At 71.0% G+C, this 26,633-nt stretch carries 16 protein-coding genes; 5 read left to right on the plus strand and 11 right to left on the minus strand.

The features are described 5' to 3' along the window. Positions 1 to 6: 6 nt before the first annotated feature. Positions 7 to 1,377 carry an FGGY family carbohydrate kinase gene (locus AMK25_RS30380; protein WP_073831796.1) on the minus strand — a complete coding sequence of 457 codons (1,371 nt, stop codon included), beginning with the start codon at positions 1,375 to 1,377 and terminating at the stop codon, positions 7 to 9. A 220-nt stretch (positions 1,378 to 1,597) separates the two neighbouring features. Here AMK25_RS30380 and AMK25_RS30385 point away from each other — a divergent pair, with 220 nt between their 5' ends. Beyond that, a complete protein-coding gene (locus tag AMK25_RS30385; RefSeq protein WP_073831797.1) occupies positions 1,598 to 3,517 on the plus strand; it encodes a chorismate-binding protein in 1,920 nt (639 codons plus the stop codon). Between the two features lie 69 nt (positions 3,518 to 3,586). Here AMK25_RS30385 and wrbA read toward each other — a convergent pair whose 3' ends face one another. Then, the gene (gene wrbA / locus AMK25_RS30390) at positions 3,587 to 4,204 is read right to left on the minus strand and encodes an NAD(P)H:quinone oxidoreductase (RefSeq protein WP_073831798.1); all 618 of its coding nucleotides are present in this window, start codon (positions 4,202 to 4,204) and stop codon (positions 3,587 to 3,589) included. A gap of 321 nt (positions 4,205 to 4,525) precedes the next feature. Between wrbA and AMK25_RS30395 the strand changes: the two genes are divergently transcribed. Beyond that, positions 4,526 to 5,629 carry a winged helix DNA-binding domain-containing protein gene (locus AMK25_RS30395; protein ID WP_073831799.1) on the plus strand — a complete coding sequence of 368 codons (1,104 nt, stop codon included), beginning with the start codon at positions 4,526 to 4,528 and terminating at the stop codon, positions 5,627 to 5,629. A gap of 337 nt (positions 5,630 to 5,966) precedes the next feature. On the opposite strand, the gene AMK25_RS30400 is transcribed toward AMK25_RS30395, so the two are convergent. From AMK25_RS30400 to AMK25_RS30415, 4 genes are read right to left on the minus strand one after another with little or no spacing between them, the layout of a single operon-like run. Then, complete coding sequence (locus tag AMK25_RS30400; protein ID WP_073831800.1) at positions 5,967 to 7,175, minus strand: ABC transporter ATP-binding protein; 1,209 nt, start codon at positions 7,173 to 7,175, stop codon at positions 5,967 to 5,969. Positions 7,176 to 7,184: 9 nt separating this feature from the next. Then, entirely contained in the window at positions 7,185 to 8,021 is an 837-nt protein-coding gene (locus AMK25_RS30405) for a carbohydrate ABC transporter permease (protein ID WP_073831801.1), read from the minus strand. A gap of 1 nt (position 8,022) precedes the next feature. Next, positions 8,023 to 9,018, minus strand: coding sequence for a carbohydrate ABC transporter permease (locus tag AMK25_RS30410; RefSeq protein WP_073831802.1), 996 nt, complete (start codon positions 9,016 to 9,018; stop codon positions 8,023 to 8,025). Further along, positions 9,015 to 10,298 carry an ABC transporter substrate-binding protein gene (locus AMK25_RS30415; RefSeq protein WP_073831803.1) on the minus strand — a complete coding sequence of 428 codons (1,284 nt, stop codon included), beginning with the start codon at positions 10,296 to 10,298 and terminating at the stop codon, positions 9,015 to 9,017. Before AMK25_RS30415 ends, AMK25_RS30410 begins: the two co-directional genes overlap by 4 nt. 414 nt (positions 10,299 to 10,712) lie before the next feature. Here AMK25_RS30415 and AMK25_RS30420 point away from each other — a divergent pair, with 414 nt between their 5' ends. From AMK25_RS30420 to AMK25_RS30430, 3 genes are all read left to right on the plus strand, one after another. Further along, the gene (locus tag AMK25_RS30420) at positions 10,713 to 11,144 is read left to right on the plus strand and encodes a hypothetical protein (protein WP_073831804.1); all 432 of its coding nucleotides are present in this window, start codon (positions 10,713 to 10,715) and stop codon (positions 11,142 to 11,144) included. A 47-nt stretch (positions 11,145 to 11,191) separates the two neighbouring features. Then, positions 11,192 to 11,467 carry a hypothetical protein gene (locus tag AMK25_RS30425; protein ID WP_030500352.1) on the plus strand — a complete coding sequence of 92 codons (276 nt, stop codon included), beginning with the start codon at positions 11,192 to 11,194 and terminating at the stop codon, positions 11,465 to 11,467. A 70-nt stretch (positions 11,468 to 11,537) separates the two neighbouring features. Continuing rightward, on the plus strand, positions 11,538 to 11,819 hold the full coding sequence (locus tag AMK25_RS30430; RefSeq protein ID WP_241826566.1) for an SCO0607 family lipoprotein: 282 nt from the start codon (positions 11,538 to 11,540) through the stop codon (positions 11,817 to 11,819). Between the two features lie 40 nt (positions 11,820 to 11,859). Here AMK25_RS30430 and AMK25_RS30435 read toward each other — a convergent pair whose 3' ends face one another. From AMK25_RS30435 to AMK25_RS30455, 5 genes are all read right to left on the minus strand, one after another. After that, positions 11,860 to 12,552, minus strand: coding sequence for an AMIN-like domain-containing (lipo)protein (locus AMK25_RS30435; protein ID WP_073831806.1), 693 nt, complete (start codon positions 12,550 to 12,552; stop codon positions 11,860 to 11,862). Between the two features lie 72 nt (positions 12,553 to 12,624). Continuing rightward, positions 12,625 to 14,466, minus strand: a complete 1,842-nt coding sequence (locus tag AMK25_RS30440; RefSeq protein WP_083664880.1) for an AfsR/SARP family transcriptional regulator — start codon at positions 14,464 to 14,466, stop codon at positions 12,625 to 12,627. 269 nt (positions 14,467 to 14,735) lie between these two features. After that, positions 14,736 to 14,996, minus strand: a complete 261-nt coding sequence (locus tag AMK25_RS30445) for a hypothetical protein (protein WP_073831808.1) — start codon at positions 14,994 to 14,996, stop codon at positions 14,736 to 14,738. Between the two features lie 103 nt (positions 14,997 to 15,099). Next, positions 15,100 to 17,049, minus strand: a complete 1,950-nt coding sequence (locus AMK25_RS30450) for a WD40 repeat domain-containing protein (protein ID WP_073831809.1) — start codon at positions 17,047 to 17,049, stop codon at positions 15,100 to 15,102. Positions 17,050 to 17,178: 129 nt separating this feature from the next. After that, positions 17,179 to 26,313: a golvesin C-terminal-like domain-containing protein gene (locus tag AMK25_RS30455; protein WP_143194827.1), complete on the minus strand. Its 9,135-nt coding sequence runs from the start codon at positions 26,311 to 26,313 to the stop codon at positions 17,179 to 17,181. Positions 26,314 to 26,633 lie beyond the last annotated feature (320 nt).

Here is a 26,633-nt window from a genome sequence, read left to right on the forward strand (position 1 = left end):
GGACAGTCACGCGTGCGAGGCGGTCTCGTCCGTTCGACCGATGCCCCCGATGTGGGCCGCCTCGGGCAGACGGCCCAGCGCCACGAGCGCCGCGCCGGACGCCCCGATCTCCGGGTTGCGCTGCCACCGCACCTCGCGCGGGGCGAGCACGTCGGCGAACGCCGCGCGCCACCACGGCGAGGCGGTCAGCGCCCCGCCGCCGAGGACCACAGCCATCGGCTCGCCGACACCGCCCTCCAGCAGGGCCAGGTCGTCGGCGACGAGCCGGCACAGGCCCTGCATCAGCCCGGCGAGGACGTCCACGGCGGTGGTGCCGAAGCTGAGCCCGCGCAGCTCGCCCGAGCCCGCCGGGGCCGTGCCCGGCGGCCGGTCACCGCCCAGCCGCGGGTTGGCCCGCACCGAGCCGGCGGTGCGGCGCAGCGCCGCCTCGAGCGCCGCGCCCTCCGGCAGCCGCAGCTCCCGGTTGGCCCAGGCGAACAGGTTGCCGCCGCTGGAGTACGCCGCGCCGGTCACCACGTGGTTGTGGTCGACCCGGTAACGCCAGAGCTGCTCCGGCAGCGGCGGCGGCTCCGCGCCCGCCGGTACGGCCTGCATCATGCGGACCGCGGCGGAGGTGCCGACTGTGACCGCCGCGCGAGTCGGGTCGACGCAACCGGACCCGACGCTTGCGGCCGCCCCGTCACCGACCGGCGATGCCCACCGTGCCCCCGCCAGCCCCGGCCAGCGCCGCGCGTACGCCGCGTTCAACCGGCCGTGCCAGCCGTCCGGGGCCAGCCGCAGCAACTCCTCCGGGCGTACACCGGCCAGCTCGCACGCCTCCGGGTCCCAGTCCAGGCGCCGCAGGTCGAGCAGTCCGGTGCCGGAAGCCATCGACATGGACATCGGCACCTCGCCGAGCAGCGCGCCGAGCACGTACTCGGCCAGCCCGGTGAAGCGGGCGTTCCGCTCGCCGTGCGCCCGCAGCCAGGGCAGCCGCACCGACCAGTAGCAACGGTGCCACCATGTGCCGGTACGCCTGTGGAAGTCCGCCGGGTCGGCCGGGCCGGCCGCGCCGGCGAGCGGCTCCGGCCGGGTGTCCAGCCAGGTCAGCACCGGCCCCGACGCGGTGCCGTCGGCTGCGAGCGGCAGCACCGAGTGCCACTGCGCGGAGGTGGCCACCAGGTCCACGTCCCGCAGGTGCCCGCCGGCGGCCAGCTCGTCCAGGCACTCCACCAGGCACGCCAGGTAGGCCGGGCCGTCCAGCGTCCCGGTGCCGTCGTCCCCGGTGACCAGGTGCACCCGGCGACGGGCCAGCGCGCCCGGGCGCGGCACGGCGTCCGCGTCGAGCACCAGCCCACGCACCGAGGAGGTGCCCAGGTCGAGAGCGAGAATGTCCATCGCGGGTCAACCTACCCGGCGCGACCGGCTTACCGGAGGCGGGCCGATCGCGTACAGTCACGGTCATGCTCGCGCACCTGTCCTGCTGGTGGCCCGCCGACCCGGCGGCCCACTCCCGCGCGTAGCTTCCCCACGCGGCCGCCCGACGAGGCGGCCGCCGGTCTTCCCCGGCATCCCGGGTCGCCCCCGTCGGCGGCCACCGGCCCACCGAGGAGACCCGATGACCCGCCCGTCCGACCCGCTCGCCGCCGTCGCGGCCGGCCGCGACCCCGGCCCGTTCGCGCTCGTCCGCCGCGAGGGCGCCGACCACGTCGACCTGTTCACCGGCCCGGTACGCACCGCCGACCGGCTCGCCGACCTGCCGCTTCCTGACGACGGCGTGGGACCGCGCACGCTGGCCCTGGTGCCGTTCCGGCAGGTCACCGAGCGTGGCTTCGAGTGCGTGGACGACGGCATGCCGCTGGAGTTCCTGACCGTCGAGGCGCACCGGCGGATACCGCTGCCCGAGGTGCTCGGCGCGCTGCCCGACGCTGCCGTACGCACCACCGACGCCGGCTTCGACATCGCCGACGACGAGTACGCGGGGGTGGTGGACCGGGTGCTGGCCGACGAGATCGGCCGGGGTGAGGGCGCGAACTTCGTCATCCACCGCACCATGCGCGCCACAGTGCAGGGCGACCCGCTGGCCGCCGCCCTGGCCGCGCTGCGCCGGCTGCTGCTGCGCGAGCGGGGCGCGTACTGGACGTTCCTGGTGTACACCGGCGCCCGGATCCTGGTCGGCGCCAGCCCGGAGCGGCACGTCAGCGTCGCCGACGGCCTGGTCGAGATGAACCCGATCAGCGGCACGTTCCGGCACCGGGGCGAGACCGTCGACCGTGCCGCGCTGCTGCGCTTCCTGCACGAACCGAAGGAGGTGGAGGAGCTGTACATGGTGCTGGACGAGGAGCTGAAGATGATGGCCGTGGTCGCCGAGCACGGCGGCCAGGTGGTCGGGCCGTACCTGAAGGAGATGGCGCATCTGGCGCACACCGAGTACCTGCTGGCCGGGCGCTGCTCCCGGGACGTCCGCGACGTGCTGCGGGAGACCATGTTCGCGCCCACCGTGACCGGCAGCCCGATGGAGAACGCCTGCCGGGTGATCGCGCGGCACGAGCGCGCGGGCCGGCGCTACTACGCCGGGGTGCTCGCGCTGCTCGGCCGCGACGAGCAGGGCCGGCAGACGCTGGACGCGCCGATCCTGATCCGGACCGCCGAGATCTCCCCCGAGGGCGCGCTGCGGGTGCCGGTCGGCGCCACGCTGGTCCGGCACTCGACCACCGCCGGGGAGGTGGCCGAGACGCACGCGAAGGCGGCGGGCGTGCTGGCCGCGCTCGGCCTCGGCCCGGACGCGCCGGGCGCCGGCGCCGAGCCGGCCGTCAGGTACGCCGACGACCCGGAGGTGCGCGCCGCGCTGGCCGCCCGCAACGCGCCGCTGGCCCGGTTCTGGCTGGAGCAGCGCAGGCCCGGGGCGCTCGCGTTGCGCGGGCTGGCCGGACGGCGGGCGCTGATCGTCGACGGCGAGGACACGTTCACCGGCATGCTCGCCCACCAGCTCGGCGCGCTGGGCCTGGCGGTGACCCGGCGGGACTGGCCGGACCCGGGCCCCCTCGACGGTCACGACCTGGTGGTGGTCGGCCCCGGGCCGGGCGACCCGCGGGACCCGGCCGCGCCGAAGATGGTGGCGCTGCGGGCGCTGCTGGCCGAGCTGCTCGCGTCCGGCCGGCCGACGCTCGCGGTGTGCCTGGGCCACCAGCTGCTCGCCGGGCTGCTGGGCCTGCCGTTGCACCGCCGCGACGCGCCGTACCAGGGGTTGCCGCGCGACGTGCCGGTGTTCGGGGTGACCCGCCGGGTCGGCTTCTACGCCAGCTTCACCGCCCGCGCCGACGCCGACCGGATGACCGGCCCGTACGGCCCGGTCGAGCTGTCCCGCGACCCGGCCGACGGCGCGGTGCACGCGCTGCGCGGGACGGGTTTCGCCGGGGTGCAGTTCCACCCGGAGTCGGTGCTCAGCCAGGACGGCACATCGGTCCTGGCGGATCTGCTCGGACATCTGCTCGACCGGCCCGCGCTCAGCGCGCATGGAGCAGCCGATCGCGGGTAGGGCGAGGGGCGACCGGTGGTCCGGACGGGTTCGAGAGCCCTCGTCCGGCCACCGGTCGCCATCTGCCGGTCAGCCGGTCATGCCCCGCTTCAGCGCGGCGCCCATGAGCGTGGCCCGCTTGGCGGTCAGCGCGGTGGCGGTCAGGGCCACGTGGTCCGGGGCCACCTCGCCGTTGTTGCTGGTGTGCGAGGCGCCGTACGGGTTGCCGGCGACGAACTGGCTCGGGTCGGTGTAGCCGGGGGTCACCACGACCCCGCCCCAGTGGTAGAAGACCGTGTACAGCGACAGCAGCGTCGCCTCCTGGCCGCCGTGCGCGGTCGCGGTCGAGGTGAAGCCGCTGTAGACCTTGTCGGCGAGCACACCGGCCGCCCAGAGCGGGCCGGTGGTGTCGATGAACTGCTTGAGCTGGGCGGCGATCATGCCGTACCGGGTGGGCGAACCCATGATGATCACGTCGGCCCAGGAGAGGTCGTCCGGCTGGGCCTCCATCACGTCCTGGGTCTCCAGCCGGTGCGCCTGCCAGCCCGAGTTGGAGCGGATCGCCTCGTCGGGCGCCAGCTCACGCACCTTGCGCAGGCGCACCTCGGCGCCGGCCTCCTCCGCCGCCTCGACGGCCGCCTGCGCCATCTGGTAGGTGATGCCGGTCGCGCTGTAGTAGATCACCGCGACCTTGACCTGGCCATCCATCAGACGATCCCTCCTTGTTCGGGGTCAACTCCCGCGACTACCCGTTACTTGTCGCGTCAAACGGCGGGGGTGGCCTGTCCGGGAGAACCGGCGGTCGCGTCGTGCGGTCGCCGCGCCTCGCCGACGGAGGCTCAAGATTTGCGCAAGTTCCGCGCGAAAACGCTTTCCCGGCCCAGCTCAGCGAGGATCCTGGTCGGACCGGCGCCAGCCACTTCGGCTGCCCCCGCGCCGGGAACCTGAACGGGGGATCGCGCTTCGTCGGCAGCGCGGCCGGCGCAGCGCGATCAGGGGCTGTCGTACCCCGGGCCTAGGCTGACGCCCGTGACCGTTCGCCTCAGCCGCGCCGAGGCGCTCGCGCTGCGGATGACCTCTCTGCTGCTGCGCCCGCACCCGGCCGTCCGCCCCGGGGGCGTCGCCGACGTGGTCGAGTGGTTCGGCGCCATGCAGGCCCAGGACGCCGCGAGCGGGTTGTGGTCGCTCGGCGTACGCCTGCCCGGCGCCACCCAGGACGACGTCCGCGCGGCGCTGGAGCGGCGGGAGGCCCTGCGCACCTGGCCGATGCGCGGCACCGTGCACCTGGTGCCGGCGCGCGACGCGCGGTGGATGCTGGAGCTGACCGGGGTGCGGACGCTGGCCGGGATCGCCTCGCGGTGGCGGCAGCTCGGGCTGACAGTCGCCGACGGGGACCGCGCCGCCGACGTGCTCGGCGCGTCGCTGGCCGGTGGCGGCCGGCTCACCCGCGCCGAGTGCCTGGCCGCGCTGCGCGCCGCCGGGCTGGCCCCGGACGGTCAGCGCGGCTACCACCTGCTCTGGTACGCCAGCCACCGCGGGGTCACCTGCATCGCCCCGCACGTCGGCACGGAACAGACGTTCGTGCTGCTCGACGAGTGGGCACCCGACCCTCGCCGCCCGGAGCGGGACGAGGCGCTGGCGATGCTGGCCCACCGCTACGTACGCGGGCACGGTCCGGTGACCCGGCACGAGCTGGCCCGCTGGAGCGGCCTGACCGTCACCGACGCGACCCGGTCGATCACGCTGGCCGGTGACCTCCTCGCCCCGGTCGAGGTGGACGGCGAGCCTGCGGTGGTCGACGCCGCGCTGCTCGACGCGCCCCGCGCGCCCGTCGACGACGTGCACACGCTGCCCGGCTTCGACGAATACCTGCTCGGGTTCAAGGACCGCTCGCTGATGCTCGATCCGGCGCACGCCGCAGCGGTGGTCCCCGGCAACAACGGGATGTTCCGCTCCACGGTGGTGCGGGGCGGGCACGTGGTCGGCACCTGGACGCGGACGATCGGCGCGAAGGCGGTCACCGTGACGGTGCACCAGCTCGTGCCGTTCGACGCCGCGCTGCGCACCCGGGTGGACGCCGCGCTGACGGGTTACGCCCGCTTCCTCGGGCTAGGGTTGCGGCACTCCTGGTGACAGTGCGGGTCCCCCGCCGCCGCTTCCCGCGCCGCCGGCTCCTCCCCCGATGTTCCCGGCGACCGGTGGTCCCGGCGAGCAAGAGCTCGCCAAGCTCTCCCCGCGCTCATGCTGGGTGGAACGCCATGGGTGTCAAAACGGCGCTGAGACACCTATGGCGTTCCACTCACGCCGTTGGCCGACGACGGCGGTCGGCGTGCCGGCAGTTGGGTGCCGTGCAGCTCGGCGCTCCTCGTGTGGGGCAGGGCGGGGCGGCCCGTCGGGAGGGATGCGCTGGGCGGACAGGCCGAAGGGCCGGCGGCGCGCACGCCACCGGCCCTTCGCACGCGTCCGCGGGTCAGTCGGCCAGGGCGCCGGCCGAGCGGCCCTCGTGCAGCGTCAGGTTGCGGCCGCTGCCCGGGTCGAACAGGTGGATCTTCTCCAGGTTGAACCACACCCGGCGCGACTCGCCCTCGCGTACCGGTGACTCCGCCGACAGGCGGGTGACCAGGTTCGACCCGGCGCCGGCGAAGTCCGCGGCGCCCGTGTCGGCGGCCAGCTCCTCCAGTTCGGCGGCGGTGGCCCGCTCCCCCTCGACGGTGAAGTAGACGTACTTGTCCGAGCCCATCGACTCGACGATGTCGACCGGCGCCTCGAACTCGACGCCCCGGCGGCGGGCCTCGTCGTCGATCAGCTCGGCGTCCTCGAAGTGCTCCGGACGGATGCCGATGATCAGCTCGCGCGGCGCGTCGCCGGCTTCCAGCTCGCGGCGGACCCGCTCGCCGATCGGCACCTCACCGAGCGCGGTCCGCAGCCGCCCCTCCTCCACCACGGCGTGCAGGAAGTTCATCGACGGCGAGCCGATGAACCCGGCGACGAAGAGGTTGCGCGGGTGGTCGTACAGCTCCTGGGGCGGGCCGACCTGCTGCACCGCGCCGCCGCGCATGATCACCACCCGGTCGCCGAGCGTCATCGCCTCGGTCTGGTCGTGGGTGACGTAGACGGTGGTGGTGCCGAGCTGCTTCTGCAGCCGCGAGACGACAGTGCGCATCTGCACGCGCAGCTTGGCGTCCAGGTTCGACAGCGGCTCGTCCATCAGGAACGCCTTGGGCTGGCGGACGATCGCCCGGCCCATCGCCACCCGCTGCCGCTGGCCGCCGGAGAGGTTGGCCGGCTTGCGGTCCAGCAGCGCGGTCAGCTCCAGCACCTTCGCCGCCTCGTCGACCTTCTGGTTGATGGTCTCCTTGTCCAGCTTCGCCAGCCGCAGCGGGAACGCCATGTTCTCCCGTACGGTCATGTTCGGGTAGAGCGCGTACGACTGGAAGACCATGGCGATGTCCCGGTCCCGGGGCGCCTTGTCGTTCACCCGCTCGCCGCCGATGCGCAGCTCACCGGAGCTGATGTCCTCCAGCCCGGCGATCATGTTCAGCGTGGTGGACTTTCCGCAGCCCGACGGGCCGACCAGGATCACGAACTCGCCGTCGGCGATCTCCAGGTCGACGTCCTGCACCGCGGTGGTCCCGTCCGGGAACCGCTTGCTCACCTTGTCCAGCACGATGTCGGCCATTGCTATCACCTATCCCTTGACTGCGCCGGAGGTCAGACCGGAGACGATGCGGCGCTGGAAGAAGAGCACGAACAGGATGATCGGCACGGTGATCACCACGGCGGCGGCGCAGATCGCCCCGGTGGGGTCCTCGAACTGCGACTCGCCGGTGAAGAACTGCAGCGCCACCGGGACCGTGCGGGACCGCTCGGTCGAGGTGAGCGTGATCGCGAACAGGAAGTCGTTCCAGCAGAAGATGAAGACCAGGATGGCCGTGGTGAACACGCCCGGCGCGGCCAGCGGCGCGATCACCCGCCGGAACGCCTGGGCCTGGGTGGCGCCGTCCATCTTCGCCGCCTTCTCCAGGTCCCACGGGATCTGCTTGAAGAACGCCGACAGCGTGTAGATGGCGAGCGGCAGCGCGAACGTGATGTAGGGCAGGATCAGCCCCGGCCAGGTGTCGAACAGCCCGAGCTGCCGCTCGATCTCGAACAGCGGCGACACCAGCGACACCTGGGGAAACATCGCGATCAGCAGCGAGACGCCGACCAGCAGCTTCTTGCCGGGGAAGTCCAGCCGGGAGATCGCGTACGCGGCCATCGTCCCGAGCACCACGGCGATGGTGGTGGCGATCAGCGCGATGCCGATGGAGTTGATCAGGGCCCGGACGAACTGGTCGGTGTCGAAGATGGTCCGGTAGTTGTCGAGCGTCCACTCCCGCGGCCAGAACTTGCCGTCGGTGAGCGTGGCCGGGGTCTTGAACGACAGCGAGGCGATCCAGAGCACGGGGACCAGCGCGAAGACAACGACCACGACGTCCAGCAGGCCCCAGCGCAGCTTCGCCCGCGTGGTGGTTTCCACTGCCATGTCAGCGCCTCTCCCCATCGTCGCTGCCCGGGGCAGCGGTGCCGAACAGCTTCACGAACACGAAGGCGATGATCGCCACGGTGATGAAGATCAGCACCGACATCGTGGAGCCGATGCCGAGGTTCAGGCCCCGGATCAGGTTGTTGTAGGCGAGCATCGACACCGACGACGTCTCGTTGCCGCCGTTGGTGAGCACGAAGATGTTGTCGAAGACCCGGAACGCGTCGAGCGTGCGGAACAGCAGGGCGACCAGGATGGCCGGCTTCATCACCGGCAGCATCACCTTGGTGAACCGCTGCCACGCCGTCGCGCCGTCGGTGGAGGCCGCCTTGAGCAGGTCCTCCGGCACCAGCGCCAGCCCGGCCATCAGCAGCAACGCCATGAACGGGGTGGTCTTCCAGATCTCCGCCAGCATGATGATCGCCAGTGAGCTGGCCCGCTCGGTCAGCGGGGCGCTGCCGTCGAACAGGTTCGCCAGGTAGCCGGTGCCCGGCGTCCAGGCGTACCGCCAGGAGAACGCCGCGACCACGGTGACGATGCCGTACGGGATCAGCGCCGCGGTGCGGACGATGCCACGGCCGACGAGCGTCCGGTGCATGATCATCGCCAGGCCCATGCCGAGCACCAGCTCGACCGCGACGGTGACCACCGTGATCAGCGCGGTCACCCCGAACGCGGTCCACCAGAAGTCGTTCGTGAGGACGGTGACGTAGTTCTCCAGCCCGACGAACTGCCGCTCGTCGGGGAAGCGCAGGTCGAAGCGTTGCAGCGACAGCCAGACCGAGTACAGGATCGGGTACGCGGTGACCAGCACCATGACCAGCGCGGCCGGCGCGCACAGCAGCCAGCCGAGCCGCCGTTCGGCCCGCTTGTTCTCGCTCAGCGGGGCACGGGAGCCGCGCCGGGACCGCTGCTCCGGCACCGCGGCGTGCCGGCCGCCGGGCTGCTCGGCCTCGGCAGCGGCCTGCGCGCCGGCCGGGGTGGCGTTCACGCTCATGGCAGAACCCCCTTCGACTCCAGCGCGTCGGAGATCGCCTTGCGCAGCTCGTCAGCGGTCTGCTCGGGCCGGATCGCCGACGGCGGCGACAGGATCGCCGACATCACAGTGGAGATGCTCTGGTAGGCCGGGGTCAGCGGCCGCACCGCCGGCTCCTTCAGCTCCTCCAGGATGGTCTCCTTCATCGGGTACGCCTCGGTCATCTCCGGGTCGTCGTAGACGGCCTCGATGGTGGGCGGCACGCCGTCGTTGACGGCGGAGAACTTCTGGTTCTCGGCGTTACGCAGGCAGCGGGCCACCTCGAACGCCTCCTCCGGGTGCTTCGAGTAACTGCTGACCGCCAGGTTGACCCCGCCGATGGTGACCTTGCTGGGGGTGTCCGGGTCGATGCCCGGCACCCGGGCCCACTTCACGTTCTTCGCCAGTTCGGGGTTGGCCTCCTGGAGCGCCGGGTAGACGAACGGCCAGTTCACCTGGAACGCGCCCTTGCCGGACTGGAACTCCAGCCGCACCGGGTCCTCCAGCGCGTTGCTGAACGACGGCGAGGTCACGCCGGACGTGGCGAACTTCTTGAGCTGGTCGAGCGCGCGTACCGCGCCGGCGTCCATCTCCGCCTTCTTGCCGTCGTCACTGAGGATCTTGCCGCCGGCGCTCTCGGCGAGCGTGTTGTAGAGGACCACGAGGCCCTCGTACTGGGCGCCCATGGTCAGCACCTGGTACGGCTTGCCCTGCTCCTTGAGCTGCTGGGCGGCGGAGATCATCTCGTCCCAGGTCTTCGGCGGCTGCGAGACCAGGTCGGTCCGGTACCACAGCAGCTGCACGTTGGTGTTCTTGGGCGCGGCGTAGAGCTTGTCCTCGTACCGGGCGGTGTCCAGCGGGCCGGCCAGCGTGCCCTGTTCCACGTCGGCCTTGTCCTGGCCGGTCCACTCCCGGATCCACTTCGCGCTGGCGAACTCCTGGGTCCACGTGACGTCCAGGCCGAGCACGTCCATCCCGCTGTCCTGCGCGGCGAGCCGCCGGACCATCTGCACCCGCTGCTCGTCCGCCTCGCGCGGCAGCACCCGGTAGTCGATCCGGTACCGGCCCTGCGCCGCCGTGTTGCAGTTGTCGACGACCTTCTGCAGGTTCTGCTCCGGCGGGTAGTACAGGTTGATCGTGGGGACACCGCCGTCGCCGCCGGACCCGCAGGCGGCCAGCGGGGCCACCAACGCGAGCGCGGCGGCTGCCGCCGCCGCGCGTCCGGCCGGCCGTCGTGCGGCCGTGTCGGGGACTGTCGTCATCACCCTCCCCCTCTCTTCGGCGAAGAACCGGGGAGTGACCCGTGCCCCGGCGCACGGCGATCCGGCCGGAGTATCGGCCCGATTGCCGAACGCCCCGGGCGTGTCGTGCGGCTGAACGTGCCCGACCTGCGACGGAGCGAAACATCACGGACATGTGACGGTGACGGCGCGCACACCGCCGGTAGCGCGACGACGGGCGCGGCCGACACGCCGTCCCACGTGGTGAAACGGCGAGGCTACCGAGCGTCAGCGGTCGTGCATTAGCGTGGGGCTGGCTCCGTAGCCGGCGCGTCGCCGTCGACGTCGATACGCCTCCGGCCGTCCCCACTGCCCGCCCGATCGGTTGGTTCTGTCGGGAAAGTGCCGTCCGCTCGTTCCCCGGTTGGGCAGGATTCGCCCCGAGGAGGTGCCGTCGTGCAGGACACCCGCGCTCTCGCCCTGTCGTTCGAGGTGAGCGGCCTGCCCCCGGTCAAGACCGAGGCCCTGTCCATCTTCGCCGCCGGGCACCGGCAGGCGACGAGGGTCCGCACCCTGCTTCAGGCCGCCTGCACGGCGGCCCAGCGCACCGGGTGGACCCCGCTCACCGGCCCGGTCGAGGTGGACCTGACCCTGCGTTGTCCGCCCGGGCACCGCACCTCCGACGCGAGCACCCTGCTGGGCGGCGTGTGCGCGGTGCTCCAGGACAAGAAGCGGGTCGCCACCATCGGCCTCGCCCACCTCGGAGTGCTCGTCGACGTCGCGCTCTGGTCCGACGACCGGCAGATCCGCCGGCTGTCGTACGTCGAGGAGCCGGCGGAGGAGTTCTCGTACCTGGTCCGGGTGTCGGCCGTACCGACGATGGTTTGACCGACGTTCGCGGTGGGGTACCGCGGACGCCGACGAAGGGAGCGCCGATGTCGGAGCCACATGTCACGCTCGACCCGAGCGGGCTCGACCCTGTGCAGCAGAAGCTGCGTGGCCCGCTGGAGGATCAGCTCACCTCGGCCCTGCAGGCCGCCGCGGACCGGGTCCGCTCCGGCTACGCGGGCGAGCCGGTGGAGGACGTGTGCCGCCGCCTGCTCGACGAGACCCGCTCCGGCCTGCACCCCGACATCGCGGCCGGCTTCCAGCCCGACATGGACGAGTTCTGCCGGGTGGCGGTGGCGATCGTGCGGGGCGAGCTGACCTGAGGCCGGCCCGCCCCCGGAATTGAGTACGCGTACCGATGACGGCCCTGCGCGGGGCGGCGAGAATCTCCCCGTGCGAATTCGAATCATGATCGTTCTTGCCGTGCTCGGACTGGCCGGCCTGATGGCGACCACCGGCTGCTCGCTGCGGCAGAGCATCTGCGGCAGCGACGAGTACCCGGTGATCGCTGTCGGCCCGCAGGGCGGCAGTTCCTGCGTGCCGGACGGCCAGGAGCCGTCCCCGCCGTACGTGCGCTACCCGGAGGGCAAGGTGCCGCAGCACGTCGACGACGAGTGGGACGTCTACTGGCGCACCCACGGCATCGACGAGAACAACAACATCATCGACCGCTGACCCCGTCGGCCCGCGCCGCTCCTGTCGGCGCGGGCCGCCGTCAGCTGCGCCGCACGTCCACGGCCACGACGTGCGTACCGTCCGGGCGGGTGGACTCCCCCAGCCGCACCGGCAGGCGGCCGGCGTCCGGCGGCAGCAGGCCGAGCCCGAAACTGAGGTGCCCCTCGAAGTCGCCGGCCACCGCCCATCCGCGCAGCGTCGGGAAGCGGATCGCCGCCGGCGGCAGGTCCGCCGTTCCGCCGCCGCGCGCGTCGTGCGCCTGGGCCGGCTCGAACCGCACCGACAGGTACGCCGTACCGGGCAGCGCGACCGGCGCGCCCCGGCCCTCGGTCACCACCCGCGGCACATAGGCGACCTGGTAGGACGGGGTGGGCCCGCGGAACGCGAAGGTGATCCGGCTGAAGCCCTCCGCCGGGTGGTCGCCGACGTCCACCGCCACCAGGACAGGCAGCGGCTCCCCGGGCGGCGGCGTGACCGGCACCCGTACCCGGTGGGCCACCCGGGCCGGCTGGCCGGGCACGGCCCAGTCCCAGGTGACACGCCACGAGCCGCCCGTCGAGGCCGCTTCGGTCGGCACGGGCGGGGTGGGCGTGGTCTCCGTCGCGGTCGCCGCGGGGACCGCCGCGGCCGTCGGGGTGGGCGCCGTGGACGCGCCGTCGTGGCCGGTCGCCGTGCAGGCCGCCGCGAACAGCACGACCAGGCCGGCGAGCAGCGGTACGCGCTGAGGAGTCATGACTCAGTGTCGCTCCGTGACCGGCCCGCGCACCAGAGGCGTCCCGTTCCGATTCCGGTGCCGATCCGGCCGTCAGGCGGCCCACGGGTCGAACAGCTGCTCGGCCGCCTCGCGAACGGACACGCGGCCCACCGCTGCCAGTTCGGCGGCGTAGTCGCTCACCAGCGTTGGCAGCCGGTAGTCGCCGTGCCCGTCCCGCTGCGCCAGGTGCGCGTCGACCAGGTCGTCCAGGGCGCGGTGCGCCCGCTGGGGGGAGACGCCGAGCTGGTCCGCGGCCGTGTGCACCGGCGTGCCCGGCCGCGCGCCGAGCAGTTCGAGCATCCGGCCGGCCAGCTCGTCGTCGGAGCGGACCACCGCCACGCCAGTGGCCAGGCTCGCCCGTACCGACAGGTCCTCGTAGGCCAGCAGGTCCAGCCGGGCCCGCCCGTCACCCAGCTCGGCGACGAGGGTGGACACCGGCGCGCCGGACCGCCGCCCCAGCCGGGCGCCGGCGATGCGCAGGGCGAGCACCGAACCACCGCAGATCCGCACCAGGTCGGCGGTGGCCGCCGGCTCGGCGGCCAGCCGCTCCGGCCCGGCGAACGTCGCCAGCAGGTCGCGGGCCTGCCCGCCCCCGACCGGGCGCAGCGCCACCCGGCGTACGCCGTCCAGGCTGCCGAGGTGCCGCTGAGCGACGGTGATCAGCGCCGGGCCGGGGCCCGCGGGCAGCAGCGGGCGCACCTGCGCCGCCCTGGTGACCCCGTCCACGACGAGCAGCAGCCGGCGACCGGCCACCAGCGAGCGGAACCAGCCGGCCCGCTCGTCGGTCTTCTCGGGGACGTCCGCGGCCGGCACGCCGAGCGCACGCAGCACCCGGGCCAGCACCTCCCCCGCCGTCACCGAGGTCCGGTAACCGAGGTCCACGAAGACCTGGCCGTCGGGGAACAGGGCGGAGACCGCGTGCCCGGCGCGTACCGCGAGTGTGGTCTTGCCGCTGCCGGGGGCGCCGGTGACGACCACCGCGGCCGGGGTCGCCGCTGTCACCGCCGCCACCACGTCGGCGGTTTCCCCGGTACGCGCGACGTAGGTGAGCGGGTCCGCCGGCAGCTCCCGCGGTACGGTCCAGCCGACGGCGGGGCGAAGGTCCGCGACCGGTGCCGAGGCGGTCACGACAGCGCCTCCCGGCTCGACGTACGACAGCTCCGGCGCGCGGTCCAGCATCGCCCGGTGCAGCCGGGCCAGTTCCGCGCCGGGTTCGAGGCCGAGCTGCTCGTCGAGGACGGCCCGGGCGTCCCGGTAGACGGTGAGCGCGGCCGGCACGTCCCCGCACCGGTAGAGGGCGAGCATCAGGTGCCCCCAGGCCCGCTCCCGCAACGGGTGCGCGGCCAGGTGCGCGCGCAGCTCGGACAGGAGGTGGGCGTGCTCACCGGCGGCCAGCCGCGCCTCGGTCAGTTCCTCGAAGACCTGTAGCCGCTGCTCGTCGAGGGCGGCCCACCGGTTGTCCAGCGCGGTGCTCCGGGGCAGGCCGTCACCGGACGGGCCCCGCCACCAGGCCAGGGCCGAAGTGAGCGTGTCGATCGCGCCGGCCGGATCGGCCGACGCGAGCAGTGACCGCCCCTGCGCCGCCAGCCGCTGGAACTCGGTCACGTCCAGCTCGTGCGGCGCCAGCCTCAGCTCGTACGCCTGCGGACGGGCGACCAGCCGGTCGCCCACCGTGCGCCGCAGGCCCGCCGCGTGAGTACGGAGGTTGGCAGTGGCGGACGTCGGCGGGTGGTCGGACCAGACCATCCGGGCCAGCCGGGGCAGGGAGACCGAGTGGTTCGCCTCGATCGCCAGCCCGGCCAGGACGGCCCGTCTCTTCGCCGCGCCGGGCGTGACGGTCTCGCCGTCGACGCACAGCTCCACTGTGCCCAGAAGCCGAATCTGAAGTTCCATCGCGCCGCTCCCCGTAAACCCTAGACGCGCCGCCCACGCTAAGCGCCTGGTTCGCGGCCAACAAGGGTGGAACCGGACAATTAAGCGTGATGAATGTCAATGTGGTTGGCGGTGTGTCGAGGTAACAGAAATACCGCTGAGGACGCTTCGGGTTGATCACGCCGGGTGACGGGAGACAGAGGCCGGCCCTTCCGGTCCACGGAGGTCTCGGCGCCGTCGCGGTACCCGGCATCCGCAGCGTACATACCGCCCGCCTGGTGCGCCTCGGGTCACCGGTACCAGTGTGCGTACAGCAGCTCCATGCGCTCGCGGCCTTCGCGTCGAGCCCTGTCCCGAATGGCGTCTGCGCTCTCTCCGGCGAGCAGGTCGGCGATGTCTTCGGCCGGGCAACGCTCCTCCACGCCGAGCAGGCGACGACCGGTCCGGGCTTCGATCCTGAAGGCACCGTTCCGTGCCGCCATGGAACACTCCTCCATCGCCCGCGCCGGACCCTCGACCAGCATGCGCAATGCCGCATGGAGAACCACCATGCGGAACCCCGGGCGCCAACCGATGCCCGGCGGCAGGACGGGCCGCGCTGAGGATCACCGCGATACCGGATATGGCCTCAACGAGGGTTCCGATCTCGCCGCTCTATCCTCGATCACGATCGTCAGCACGCCGAAGAGGCTTGGCGACCGGCGGCGTAAACCTCGCGACATCGGCCCCGACGCCCACGAGCACGTCCAGGTCGTCGGTGGCGATGCTGCGAGGTTCCGCGGGCAGTTGCAGTGCCGGGCACAGCTCCTGGCCGGACTCGAGATCAATCAGGGACACTGTCCCATCAGCGCGGGCGATGAAGACTGCGGGCCAGGTGGCGATCGCGACGGAGGTGATCGGGGCGCCGACGACCTCCGGACCGAGCGGGCGGCCCGTCAGGTCGCAGGCCCACGCCGTACGCCATCCCGACCGGCGCTCGGCGAGACTCCCGGCGACCAGACGCGTGCCGTCCAGAGCGGCGACGAAGCCGCCGTCAAGACCGGGCATCGGCGACGGCGGTGCACTCAACCGGTCCAGCCGGAACACCTCGGGCGGCCGGCCGATCGCCGAGACCACCGCGATCGGACCGCCCTCGGAGGGGCCGGTCACGAGCCGGTAGGTTCCTCGTTCCTTGCGAACCTCGTCGATCAGGGTCCCGTCGTCGGCCCGCTGCAGACGCAGCAGCTCGCGGTCGATGACCACCAGGACAAGCTCGCCCCGGACCTTGGTCATGCTCACGTGCCGCACCTGGGGGACGCTGACCTTGAGCGGTGGTTGCATCTGCTCGCGCAGCATGAGGTCCCACCGCTGCACCCACGGGTGCGACGCATCCGGGGACCCCGCTCCGGTGGCCGCCCGCACCCTCGTCCCGTCCACCCAGGCCGCCAGCGACACGACGCCTCGGACCTGCGTATTTGTCGGCGCGGTCACCAGCGAACCGTCCTCGGCCCGGTGCGCTGCGATCGTCCCACCCTCGTCGGCGCAGACCACCACGCCGGACTCCGCCATGGCCAGCCGCGCGACCGGCTGGCGGAAGCCCGCCGATCGCTGCGGCGGTGCGTCCGGGTCCCACAGCCCGACCATGCCGTCCTCAGCCGACCCCGTGAGCAGCCAATCACGCCCCTCCCAGCGCACCGATGCGAGCACCGGCGTGCGCACCGGCCCCGGCAACGACGGCCCGGCGGGCGTCGCAGCTGGCAGATCCCAAAGATGGACCCGCCACTTCGTCGGCACAGCCACGGTCCCGTTCACCATCGCCAGCCGCGGCCGGGCACGCTTGCCGCCCCACATGCGTCCCTGGTGCGGCGGAAAGTCATCGACGTGTGCGTCGACCCGGCCGCCCACCTGCGCGCCGGTGGCTACGTCGAACATGACCAGCTCGCGCGGCCCCGTCACGACGGTCAGCACATCCCGCCCGTCTCGTGCCGACAGCAGGGCCGCGGCGATGCCGCCGGGAGTCTGCTGATCCGCGACCGGCAGCGGCAGCCGTTGCCCGCTGTGCGCGTCCCACAACGACACTTCGCGCCCGGCGGCCACCACCACGTGCCGGCCGGAGACCAGCCGCCCGGCACAGATCGCGAGCGACTCCGGAACGCCGAGCGTGCCCAGGGGTCCCCCGGTTTCCAGCGACCATCGCGCCACCGCACCGTCGGCGCCGAGCGTCACCACGACCGCGTGTGGGGCCGGCCCGGCCACCCGAACGTCCTCGACGCCCTGCAGACCCGTGCGCCAGCTCCGTAGCATCGTCAGGTCCGGCAACGCCCAGACTCGCACCGTGCCGTCCGAGTGCCCGGTGACCGCGACCGCACCGTCCGCCGACGCGCCGACCGCCACGCACACGGCGGCTTCCACCGTCGCCGTCGTCAGCTGTCCCGAGACGATGTCCCACACCTGAAGACGATCACCGGCAGCGTCGGCGGGACTACGCCCGGCGACGGCGGCCGCGAGCGGGCGCAGATCATCGCCGCCCGCATCCAACGCGAGCACCGGACCGGTACGCACGAGACGGCCCATGCGCGGGATGTCCTGACCGGTCGCCCAGACAGTCCGCCAAAGCCCCGACATCCATCCCTCCTCAGAGGCAACCTTACTGGTCACCGGTAATAGGACCGGGCATCGCGGGCCGTGACCCGCGATGCCCGGTGTAGTTCCGGCTATCGCCCTACAACGTCCAGGGCGATAGCCGGAACTCGATCAGTACTGCCGGAATCGCAGTCTCCGACCCGCCCACCCTGCGGCCGTGAACGCGCCCTTCGCGATGTCTTGCAGCTTCCGGCCGCCGTACTGCTGTGGCTGGTAATGGCCGGACCAGTTGTCATAGGACGTGATCTTGCCGTTGTTGGCGGTGAACCGGCCCGCCATGAGCACCGGGTTGGGTCGCCCGGCGGCGTCGAATCCCGCCAGGCTCGTGTGACCGGGCCAGACGTCCTGGTCCCACAGGTCGGCGAGGTCGTCGTCGTGCACGGCCCGTACCCCGTTGTTCGGCATGACCACGAAATGGTGGTCACCGTCGCGGAGGGGTCCCATACCGTCGTTGCTGCTGCGCACCACCGAAGGATCGGGGAGAGCGTCCTGCGGATCGCGGTCGACGTTGCGGTTCGGGAAGTTCGGGTCGTTCTCGTTCTTCCACTCGACCCCGCAGTTGTGCACCAGGACCGGTTTGTCCCCGGCGAGAACGTAGTACGTGTGGACGCCGTTGACGGTGAGGTTGTGGACTCGTTCGTGGCGGATCGTCTTGGTGATGGCGGTGATCTGGACCCAGGTGCCGGCTGCGGTCTGCAGCCACATGCCGGGCTTGAGGTCACCCCCGTTGACCCACTGTCCGGCGTCGGGCAGCCAGATCAGGTGCGCCGCCGTGGAGGTGATCGACCCGGTCTTCGACCCGGCCTTGCCGTCCACGTCGACGGTGATCGTCACCAGCGTCTTGCTGCCCTCGTGGCTACGGACGTCGGTGACCGCACGGCCCTGGTTCTGGCCCGACTCCACGTCCGTGCCGAGGACCTCGTCGCCCACCTTCAGGTCTTCGATCGCCTTGGCGCCGCCGCCGGCGAGCAGGACCTTCGTGCCCGGGACGAAGCTGTTGCACTTGGTCGGTGCGGCTGGGGACTCGGTCTTCGGCTTCGGGGTGTTGGTGGGCAACGCCTTGGAGGCGTCGGTGGTCGCCTCGACGCCCTTCTTGACGTCGTTGGCCGTGTCGATGCCGTCGGCGATCTTCTTACCCGTCTTGGCCAGCTTCGCCGCCGTCACCGCGTTGCCCGCCAGCGGGATCGCCGAGGCCATCGACAGCGCCGCGTCGACGTAGTTGCCCTCGGCCGCGTACCAGATGCCGTTGGCGACGTCGGCCACCTCACCGACCACCGGCACCATCCCGACCACGTCCAGGGTGGCGTGGCCGATGTCAGACCACGACATCCCGAACAGGTGCCCGTCCAGCTCGATGAAGCTGATCGGGTTCCCGCCGGCGAACGCGTACCGGTTACCGGTGAACGGATCCATCCCCAGCGCCATGTCCGCCATCGCGCCGCCGTAGGTGTCCCGCGTCAGGAACCGGTTCAGGCCCGGGTCGTAGTTGCGGAACCCCATGTCGTACGTGCCCGAACCCGCGTCCCAGCGGGAGGCGTTGAACCGGAACGCGTTGTACGGCTCCTCGCCCTCCGGCTGCGCTCCCGGCTTGTCCACACCGGTGAACTGCGACGAGTCGTCCTGGCCGTACGCGGTGTACCCGTACGTGGCCCGGGTCTTGCCGTCCTCCTTCGTGATGCCGATGACGTCACCGCGCGGCCGGTAGATGAACTGCGAGTACTCCCGCGCCCCGTCGTCCTTGTGCTTGATCTGGGTCAGCTGCTGACCCCACGGCGCGTACTGGTACGACTTCGTCGCCTTGCCCGCGACCTCCTCGCGGAGCACCTGGTTGTCCATCCCCAGGTACGTGAACAGGGTGGTCTTGCCGGCCGTCGTCTGCGACACCGTACGGTCGAACGGGTCGTACACGTAGGTGGTCGACTTGGCGTTGGCGCCGACGCCCGCTGTGGTCTTCGCGGTCCGGTCGAAGCCGTCGTAGTAGTACTTCTGCGCCCGCTGGCCACCGACCGACACCGTGTCGAGGCGCCCCAGCGGGTCGTAGTTGTACGTCGAGGTCACACCCGCCGTGGTGGTCGAGTGCAGCCGGTTCCGGTCGTACTTGCTGGTGCTGGTCGTCCCCCCGACGGTCTGCGACACCGTGTTGCCGTTGGCGTCGTAGGTGTAGGTCTCCGTCGAGGTGCTGTCACCGGTCTTGTCCAGCTTGGCGATCCGGTCCTGCGGGTCGTAGCTGAAGACGTACGTGTTGTCGATGTAGTCCGACGAGTTGTCGGCGTTCATCAGCTTCAGCACGTCCCGCGACGGGTGCCCGTTGGCCTGGTACTGGAGGTTGTGCTCGGCGACTGTGGCGCCACCGGAGGTCTTCTCCAGCTGACGCTTGGTGGCGCCGTCGAGGTAGTACTCGAAGTCCACCGTGTTGCCGTTGGGCTTGGTCTGCTTGAGCACCTGCCCGCGGTTGGTGTAGGTGAACGTCGAGATCTGCTGGTTGCCGGCCGTCGGCGAGTCGGCGTTGGTAACCTTGGCGACCATGTCCCGCGGGTCGTACTCGATCTTCGACCAGGTGAGGTCGTGGGTCGAGGTGAGCGGGTTGCCGTTGTCGTCGTAGGTCAGCGCCGTGGTGTTCTTCGCGCTCGTGTCGCTTCCCCCGGCGAACTCCTTCACCGTGGAGATCTGGTTGAGCTGGTCGTACGCGATGTCGTACCGGCCGATCTTCGCGCCCGGGCTGAGGTCCTTGACCTCGACCATCATCCCGTTCGGGTTGTACCGGTAGGTGAACTCCTTGCGCTCGTTGTCGACGTCCGCGGCGTTGTCCCGCACCAGCTTGACCGCGTCGGCCAGCACCTTGCCGGTCGCCTGGTCGGTGACGGCGATCTTCTGGGCGCCCTCCTCCTTGAAGGAGTAGCTGCCCAGGCTGATCCACGCGCCGGTGTTCTGCGTCTGGTTCACCGTCTTGGTGACACTGCCGCCGTCGTGCGTGATGGTGAACTTCGCGTCCGTCGCGGCACCGGTGACCTGCGGGTGCCTGACGAACACCTCGTACGTGCCGTCGCGCGGGATGGTCAGCTGCCAGTTGAACTGCGCCGACCCGCTGCCGGCCGGGGCGGTGGAGACGTCGTAGCCCCACTGCCCGGTGGCGGACCCGTTGGTCCAGGTGCCCTGCGAGGCGGTGTTGTTGGTGTCGGTGTTGTCGACCAGGACCACGTCCTTGCCGACCGGCAGGCCGTCCTCCGACCGTCCCTTCTCGTTGCCGGACTGGTAGTACTGCCAGGTCATCGTCCGCGTGGTCGACCCGCCGGCCGAGCTCAGCGTGTTCTTGGTCTGCTGGCCCAGGTCGTTGTAGTCGTAGGAGTTGACGATGTCCCACGGGTCCTTGGACGTCCGGGTCCACCCGTTGTCGTAGTAGGTGTACTCGGTGTCGTTGCGGACCGTCTGCCCGTCCGACGGTGGCGCGCTGACCTTCGTCAGGTTGCCGATCTCGTCGTAGCTGTAGAAGGTCTTGTCGGGCTTGTTGTAGCGGCTGTCGTCCTTGTCGTAGGACGACCACTCCTCCTTCTTGCGGTTGAGCGCGTCGTAGACGGTCACCACGGAGAAGTCGTCGGCGTCGTCGGTGGTGTCCACCCCGCGCGGGGTGATCAGCTTCGTCTGGTTGCCGACCTGGTCGTACTCGTACTTGGTGGTGCGGTAGGTGACGGTGCCGGAACCGTCCTTGCTGTGCGGCACCTTCGACTCCACCAGCGCGCCGCGGGCGTCGTACGTCGCCAGCGACTCGTTGCCGTCGGCGTCGGTGGTGCCGAGCGTCAGGCCGTCCTTGTCGTAGCGGGCGGTGGTGAACTTGCCCGCCGCGTCGGTGGTCTTCACGACCCGGCGGTTCAGGTCGTACTCGTACTTCGTGGTGAAGTCGTCCGCCGCGCTGGCGGTCTTCTTCGCGTCGTACAGGACCGTGACGTTGCCGACGTTGTCGTACTCCGACTTCACCTTCTGGCCGAGGCCGTTGGTGACCTCGGTCGGCTGGTAGATCGCGTCGTACTTCGTGGTCGTGGTGTAGTCACCCACCGTCGAGGTCAGGTTGCCCTGCGGCTCGGTGACGGTGAGGACGTTGCCGACCTTGTCGTACGTCGTGGTCGTCTTGCGTTCCGGGTCGCTCGACTCGTCCTTCGGGGCGAGCGTCTCGACGACCTGGTCCGCCTTGTCGTAGACGGAGGTCGACACGGCGCCGTTCGCGGCGTACGCGGTGGTGATGTTGTCGTTCGGGTCGTACACCGGGGCCTTGGTGGTGATGAAGCGGTTGTTGGCCGCGTCCATCGGCTCCACCTTGGTGGTCGGCCGGCCGAACGTGTCGTACGCCTGCGTCACCTTGGCGTTCTTGCCGTTCTTGACCTCGGTGACGTTGCCCCGGTCGTCGTAGGTGAAGTACGACTTGCCGGTGCCCGCGTCGGTGATGGTCGTCGGGTAGCCGCTCGGGTGGAACGGGCCGTACGCCGTGGTGTTGCCTTTGGCGTCCCGGGCGCTGAGCAGCTGGCCCCACTCGTCGTAGGTGTTGGTGCTCGTGTAGTCGCCGTCGGCCGGCGTGGTGTTGCCGACCGGGTCGGTGACCGTCGCGACGTCGCCCTCACCGGTGTACGTGAAGGTCCACTTGCGGCCCTCCGAACTGGTCTTGCTGACCACCTCGGCCACGTAGCCGTTGAGCTGGCGCTGGTAGGTCAGTACCGTGCCCGGCCAGCCGTTCTTGACCGCCTCCGCGTCCCGGATCGTCGTCGGGTACCCGGTCTTGGGGTCGAACGCCCAGGTCGAGACTGCGGTGTTGGCCTCCTCCAGCCGGATGACGTTGTGGTCGTCGTCCCAGCCGGTCTTGGTGACCTCGTTCTTGGCGTTGGTGACCTGGTACGCCCGGCCGTAGCCGTCCAGGAGGTACTGAGAGGCGTGGTTCTCCGCGTCGGTGACAGTGGTGTTGATGTTGTTGCCCTGCGGGCCGTCCGGGTCGACGTAGGCGAACTGGGTCAGGTGGCCGAGCCGGTCGGTGTAGGACTTCGTGGTCCAGTGGAACTTCGGGTCGTCCCCGTTCTGCGGGTAGTTGTAGACCAGGCCGGTCGCGTTGCCCCGCGGGTCGGTGACCTTGACCAGCTTGACGTTCTTGTTGCCCTGGGTCATGTCGTAGGCGAACTTGAACGTCTTCGGCGTGCCGTTCGTCGAGCCGGCGCCGTCGATCAGCTCACCGAGCAGGCCCTTGTCCGTGTAGGTGAACGTGAGCTTGCGTCCCGAGACGTCGGTGATCTGCGAGATGTGGTCGATGATCTTCGGGTTGGTCAGGTTCGTCGCGCCGGAGACCCGCGTCCAGGTGGTGTCGTTGATGTAGTCGTACGTCTGACCCTTGGCGTAGTAGTCGATGGTCAGCGTGATCCGGCCGGTCGGGTCGGTGATGTACCGCAGGAACTTCGTCGGCTTGTTGTTGGACTTGCGCTCCTCGTAGGTGAAGAGCATCTCGTTGCCGTTGTTGTCGACAACGCTCGACAGGAAGCCCTCGCAGTCGTAGAAGAACTGCGTCCGGTCCGGCCGGGTGAGCACCCACGCCTTCGGCTCGTCGGTGTTGGGCTTGCAGTCCACGCTGCCGTACTTCTGCAGGTAGAGGTGCACGCCCTTCGGGCTCTTCCACTCGTTCGCGGTGGCGTCCCAGGTGAACCGGTGGCTGGTGCCGTCACCGTCGGTCAGGGTGACCTTGGTGGGGTTCGGGTTGGGGTGGAAGTCCAGCGGGGCGCCGAGCCGCATCATCGACGACGCCTGCAGCGACCAGCCGTACCCGGCCACCGTGTCGGTGGTGTCCAGCGAGTTGTAGGACATCCGGACGAACGTCGACAGGCCCCGGGACGGGTTGTTGAACGCGTTGTACGACCAGACCGTGTTGCCGGAGTACAGGTTGTTCATCAGGCTGCCGCCGGCGCCGGTGTTCTTCCCCGCGTACGAGTAGAACTTCTCCAGGCCGAGCTGGTCGGAGGTCGGCTCCTCGACGGAGATGTTCTGCGGCAGCGCCGGGATCGACGCGGTCTCCGACAGCTTCTTGCCGGTGAGCTTGTTGCGCAGGTCCCACTGCAGGACGTAGTCGGTGCGCTCGTTGCCCTCGGTGGACGACGGCGGCGTCTTCACCTGTGCGGCCACGTCGACGGTGCCGCCGGCCGGGACGCTCTTCGGCAGTGCGGTCTTCAGCTCGTAACTGGCGTCCGCGCCGTCGGTGACCCCGTCGGCCCGCTTCCAGTCGTAGGCCAGTTCCCAGTCGGTCGGGTTCCAGGCCGTGAGCGTCGGGTTCGACAGTGTGACCGGCACCGTGTACGTGGAGTTGGCGGTGGCCAGCGCCGGCGTCGAGGCCGCGTAGTACGTCGACTCCGCGGTCTGCTCCAGGTAGGTGACCTCCAGCGTGGGCCGCAGCAGCGGCTCCTGCGCCTCGGACGACAGCAGCACCGCCCGTGCGGTCTGGTTCACCTCGTCGCGCTGCCGCAACAGCAGGCCGAAGTTCTTCGTCGGGTCCTTGACCCAGCCGTCGGCCGCGGTGGTCACGTCCCAGGAGGCCCACTTGGGGTCGTTCGTGAACTGGTTGTAGCTCGCCTTCCAGGAGGTGTCGTAGTCACCGCCGGCGGTGGTCCACGCGTTGGTGCCGTCGTACGTGTTCCACGTCGCGCTGGTCTCGGTGAAGTTCCTGGTCAGCTTGTGGACGTCGACGTACTCGTCGGTGTCGGTGCCCGGGTAGAGCCCGCTGTTGTACAGCCGCAGGTCGGCGTCGACGACCTTGGCGTTGGCCGGGATGCCGGTCAGCGTCGGGAACTTCACCAGGCCGCGGGTGTCCCCGTAGTAGGACGAGTTGTTGCCCGGGCTGACGTACGGGTCACCGTCGTAGACGTCCACGTTCTCCGTCGGGCGGGCCTGGGAGAGCGTGGTGTCGGTGGTGCCGGTGCGGTAGATCCGGGTGATCTGGCCCGCCTTCGGCAGGATCGCCGACTGGGTGGGCCCGGCGAGGACCTGCCCGTCGCGGGTCTTCACCGCGACCATGTAGTAGTAGAACTTCCGCGCCAGCGGGTCGGTGTTGTCCGCCGCCGTCGGGATCGCCGTGGTGTCCTGGTAGGTGCGGGTGCTGGTGGACACCGGGGCGATCAGGGTCGCCGCCGACGGGGTGAAGTTCTGGTAGATGCTGCGGTGCACCTGGTACTCCACCGCGTCGTCGGCGGTGGACGACGACGGGTCGGCGTACGCCGGCCAGTCCAGCACCGCGCCGGTGGCGGTGAGCGTCGTCGGCGGGCTGACCGCCACGCCCGGCCGGCCGTACGTGATGACCAGCTTCGGCAGGTTGTAGTCCCGGCGGGCGTTGTTGTACGCGTACTCGGAGGCCTCGTAGATCGGGCCGCCGCGGCCCTTGTCCGCCTCGTCGACCGCCTTCACCATGAAGCCGTTGTTGGCGTACGCGCCGTTCACCCAGTCCTGCACCACGTTGCGGACCGGGAAGGAGCTCCACACGTTGGAGACCGAGGCCTTCTTGGTGGCCGCCCCCCACTTGGTGAACCGCACCGCGTCCGCGATCACCGACTTGCCGGACACGTCCCCGAGGACGACCTTGCCGGTGGTGCCGGCCGCGAACGGGTGCACGCCGAGGGTCTTCCACTCGCCGCGCGCGCTGCCGGTCTGGTCGACCGTGTACGTCTTCGACCCGCCGTTGTAGTGCACGGTGTACGGCGCGTTCGTCGGCCGGTCCGACTCCGACACGTAGTGGACCTCGACCTGGTAGTTGCCGGCCTCGGTGATGGTCGGCACCCAGGTGTGGGTGTGCCCGGTGGTGGTGTCGTTGTTGAAGCGGTAGTCGCCGTTGACTGCGAGCCCGGTCAGCGCCGTGTTGCCCGAGTACGACCAGGTGCCGGACACCGAGGTGCCGGCGTCACCGTCGTCCTGCGTGACCATGTTGCCGGCCGGCTGGGCGGCCATGTTGGCGTTCATGTTCGCCCAGGTCGCGGTGCTCTCGTTCCAGGGCTGGGTGACCCGGCGGGCCTCCATCGCGACGTCGAAGCCCCACGCGTGGTGGGTCTGCGAGTAGTACATCTGCAGCTGCGCGTCGTCGATCGGCGTGTTCCGCGGGATCGAGCCGACGTCGAACTTGACCAGCGTGCGGTACGCGTTCGACGCGTCCGTGCCGACCTTCAGCTGGTAGGTGTCGTTGTAGTTGGTGGTCGTGGCGCCGGAGTAGATCTGCACGTCCTGCGCGTCGGTGGGCACCGGCTGCAGCTTGATCGTCGGATCGATCACCACCGGGTAGACCCGGGACCGGTCGGTCAGCCAGCCGGTGTCCGCGGTGACGGTGACCGTCGACGTGCCACCCGAGCTGGTCACCTTCTGGGTGACCTTGTCCGACCACACCTTGCCGTGCGGGGAGGACTTGTCGTCCTTGCTGTCGTACATGAACGGCGGCGGCATGACGAACACCGGAGCGCCGCCGTCGCGGCCGAGGAACGCGATCGAGCCGTCCGCGCGCTGCTGCGCGGTAAGGCCCGCCGTCTCGAGCGTGAACGTGTAGGACGCCGAACCTGCCGGCGGCTGCCGCAGGACGATCTTCTCCTTCAGCGCCGTGCTGGTCACGTCGTAGACGACGTCCGCGCCGCCGGCCAGCCCCGGGTACGTCACAGTGGAGCCCGAGACCTTCGGGCTGACGTCCTTGGCGGCGCCGGCCAGGCCCAGCTCGATCGCGCGGCCCTCGCGCTCGAAGCGCACCAGCTCGTCCGAGCTGTCGCCGAAGAGACTGGTGTAGGCGTTTGTCAGGTTGCCCTGCGCGTAGCCGGGCTCGTCCACCGGACGGACCGTGGTGTCGATGGGCTGCCACCTGCCCCTGCCGTCCCGGTAGTGCAACGGCGTGGCGGAGATCTCCGCCTGCAGCCGGCCGTCGGCCAGCTGATAGACCTTGGCCTTCTCGGTCCGCCGGCCGGGCAGCTCCCTGACCCGCTTCTGCGCCGGCCACTTCCGGCCGGCGACGGGCTTCTCGTCGCGGTGGAGACCGGCGCTGACCACCTCGGGCCGGGCCCGGTTGCCGCCACCGGCGACCAGGCCGCGCGCGGCGTCGCCGAGCCGGTCCAGCAGCCCGCTGTCGTCGTTCTTCCCGCTCGGCGCGGCGGCCTGTTCTGTTGCGGCTGGGTCGCGGTCCGGTAGGACCGCGGCCCCGCCCAGCGTGGCCACCATGGCCAACGCCAGGCCCCCGATCAGGGCGCCTCGTGATGGTCTCCTCACCCGTTACCCTCCGGTCAACTCCGGTGACAGGACGGGTGAAGGCTAGGAACAGCACATACACGCTGGGCTATCCGTCAGCTACTGCCCGGTCGGCGGCGGGAGTGCGGGCAGCCGCGCCGCGAGCAGGCAGAACTGTCCCGCCGACGGCGGCGCATCGATCAGGAGAGGTGCCGGCGGCGAAGCGCGGCGGCAGGGCCGGACGGGTCAGGACCGGGTCCGCAACTCCCCGGCCCTGACCCCGGCCGTCCGGTTGGGTAGCGGTCTGCGCCGTGGGAACACGGCAGGCGTGGCACGACGCCGTTCGCCGGGCTCCGCGCGGC

It is taken from the genome of Micromonospora sp. TSRI0369 (genome assembly GCF_001905625.1).
Classification (GTDB): Bacteria; Actinomycetota; Actinomycetes; order Mycobacteriales; family Micromonosporaceae; genus Micromonospora; species Micromonospora echinospora_A.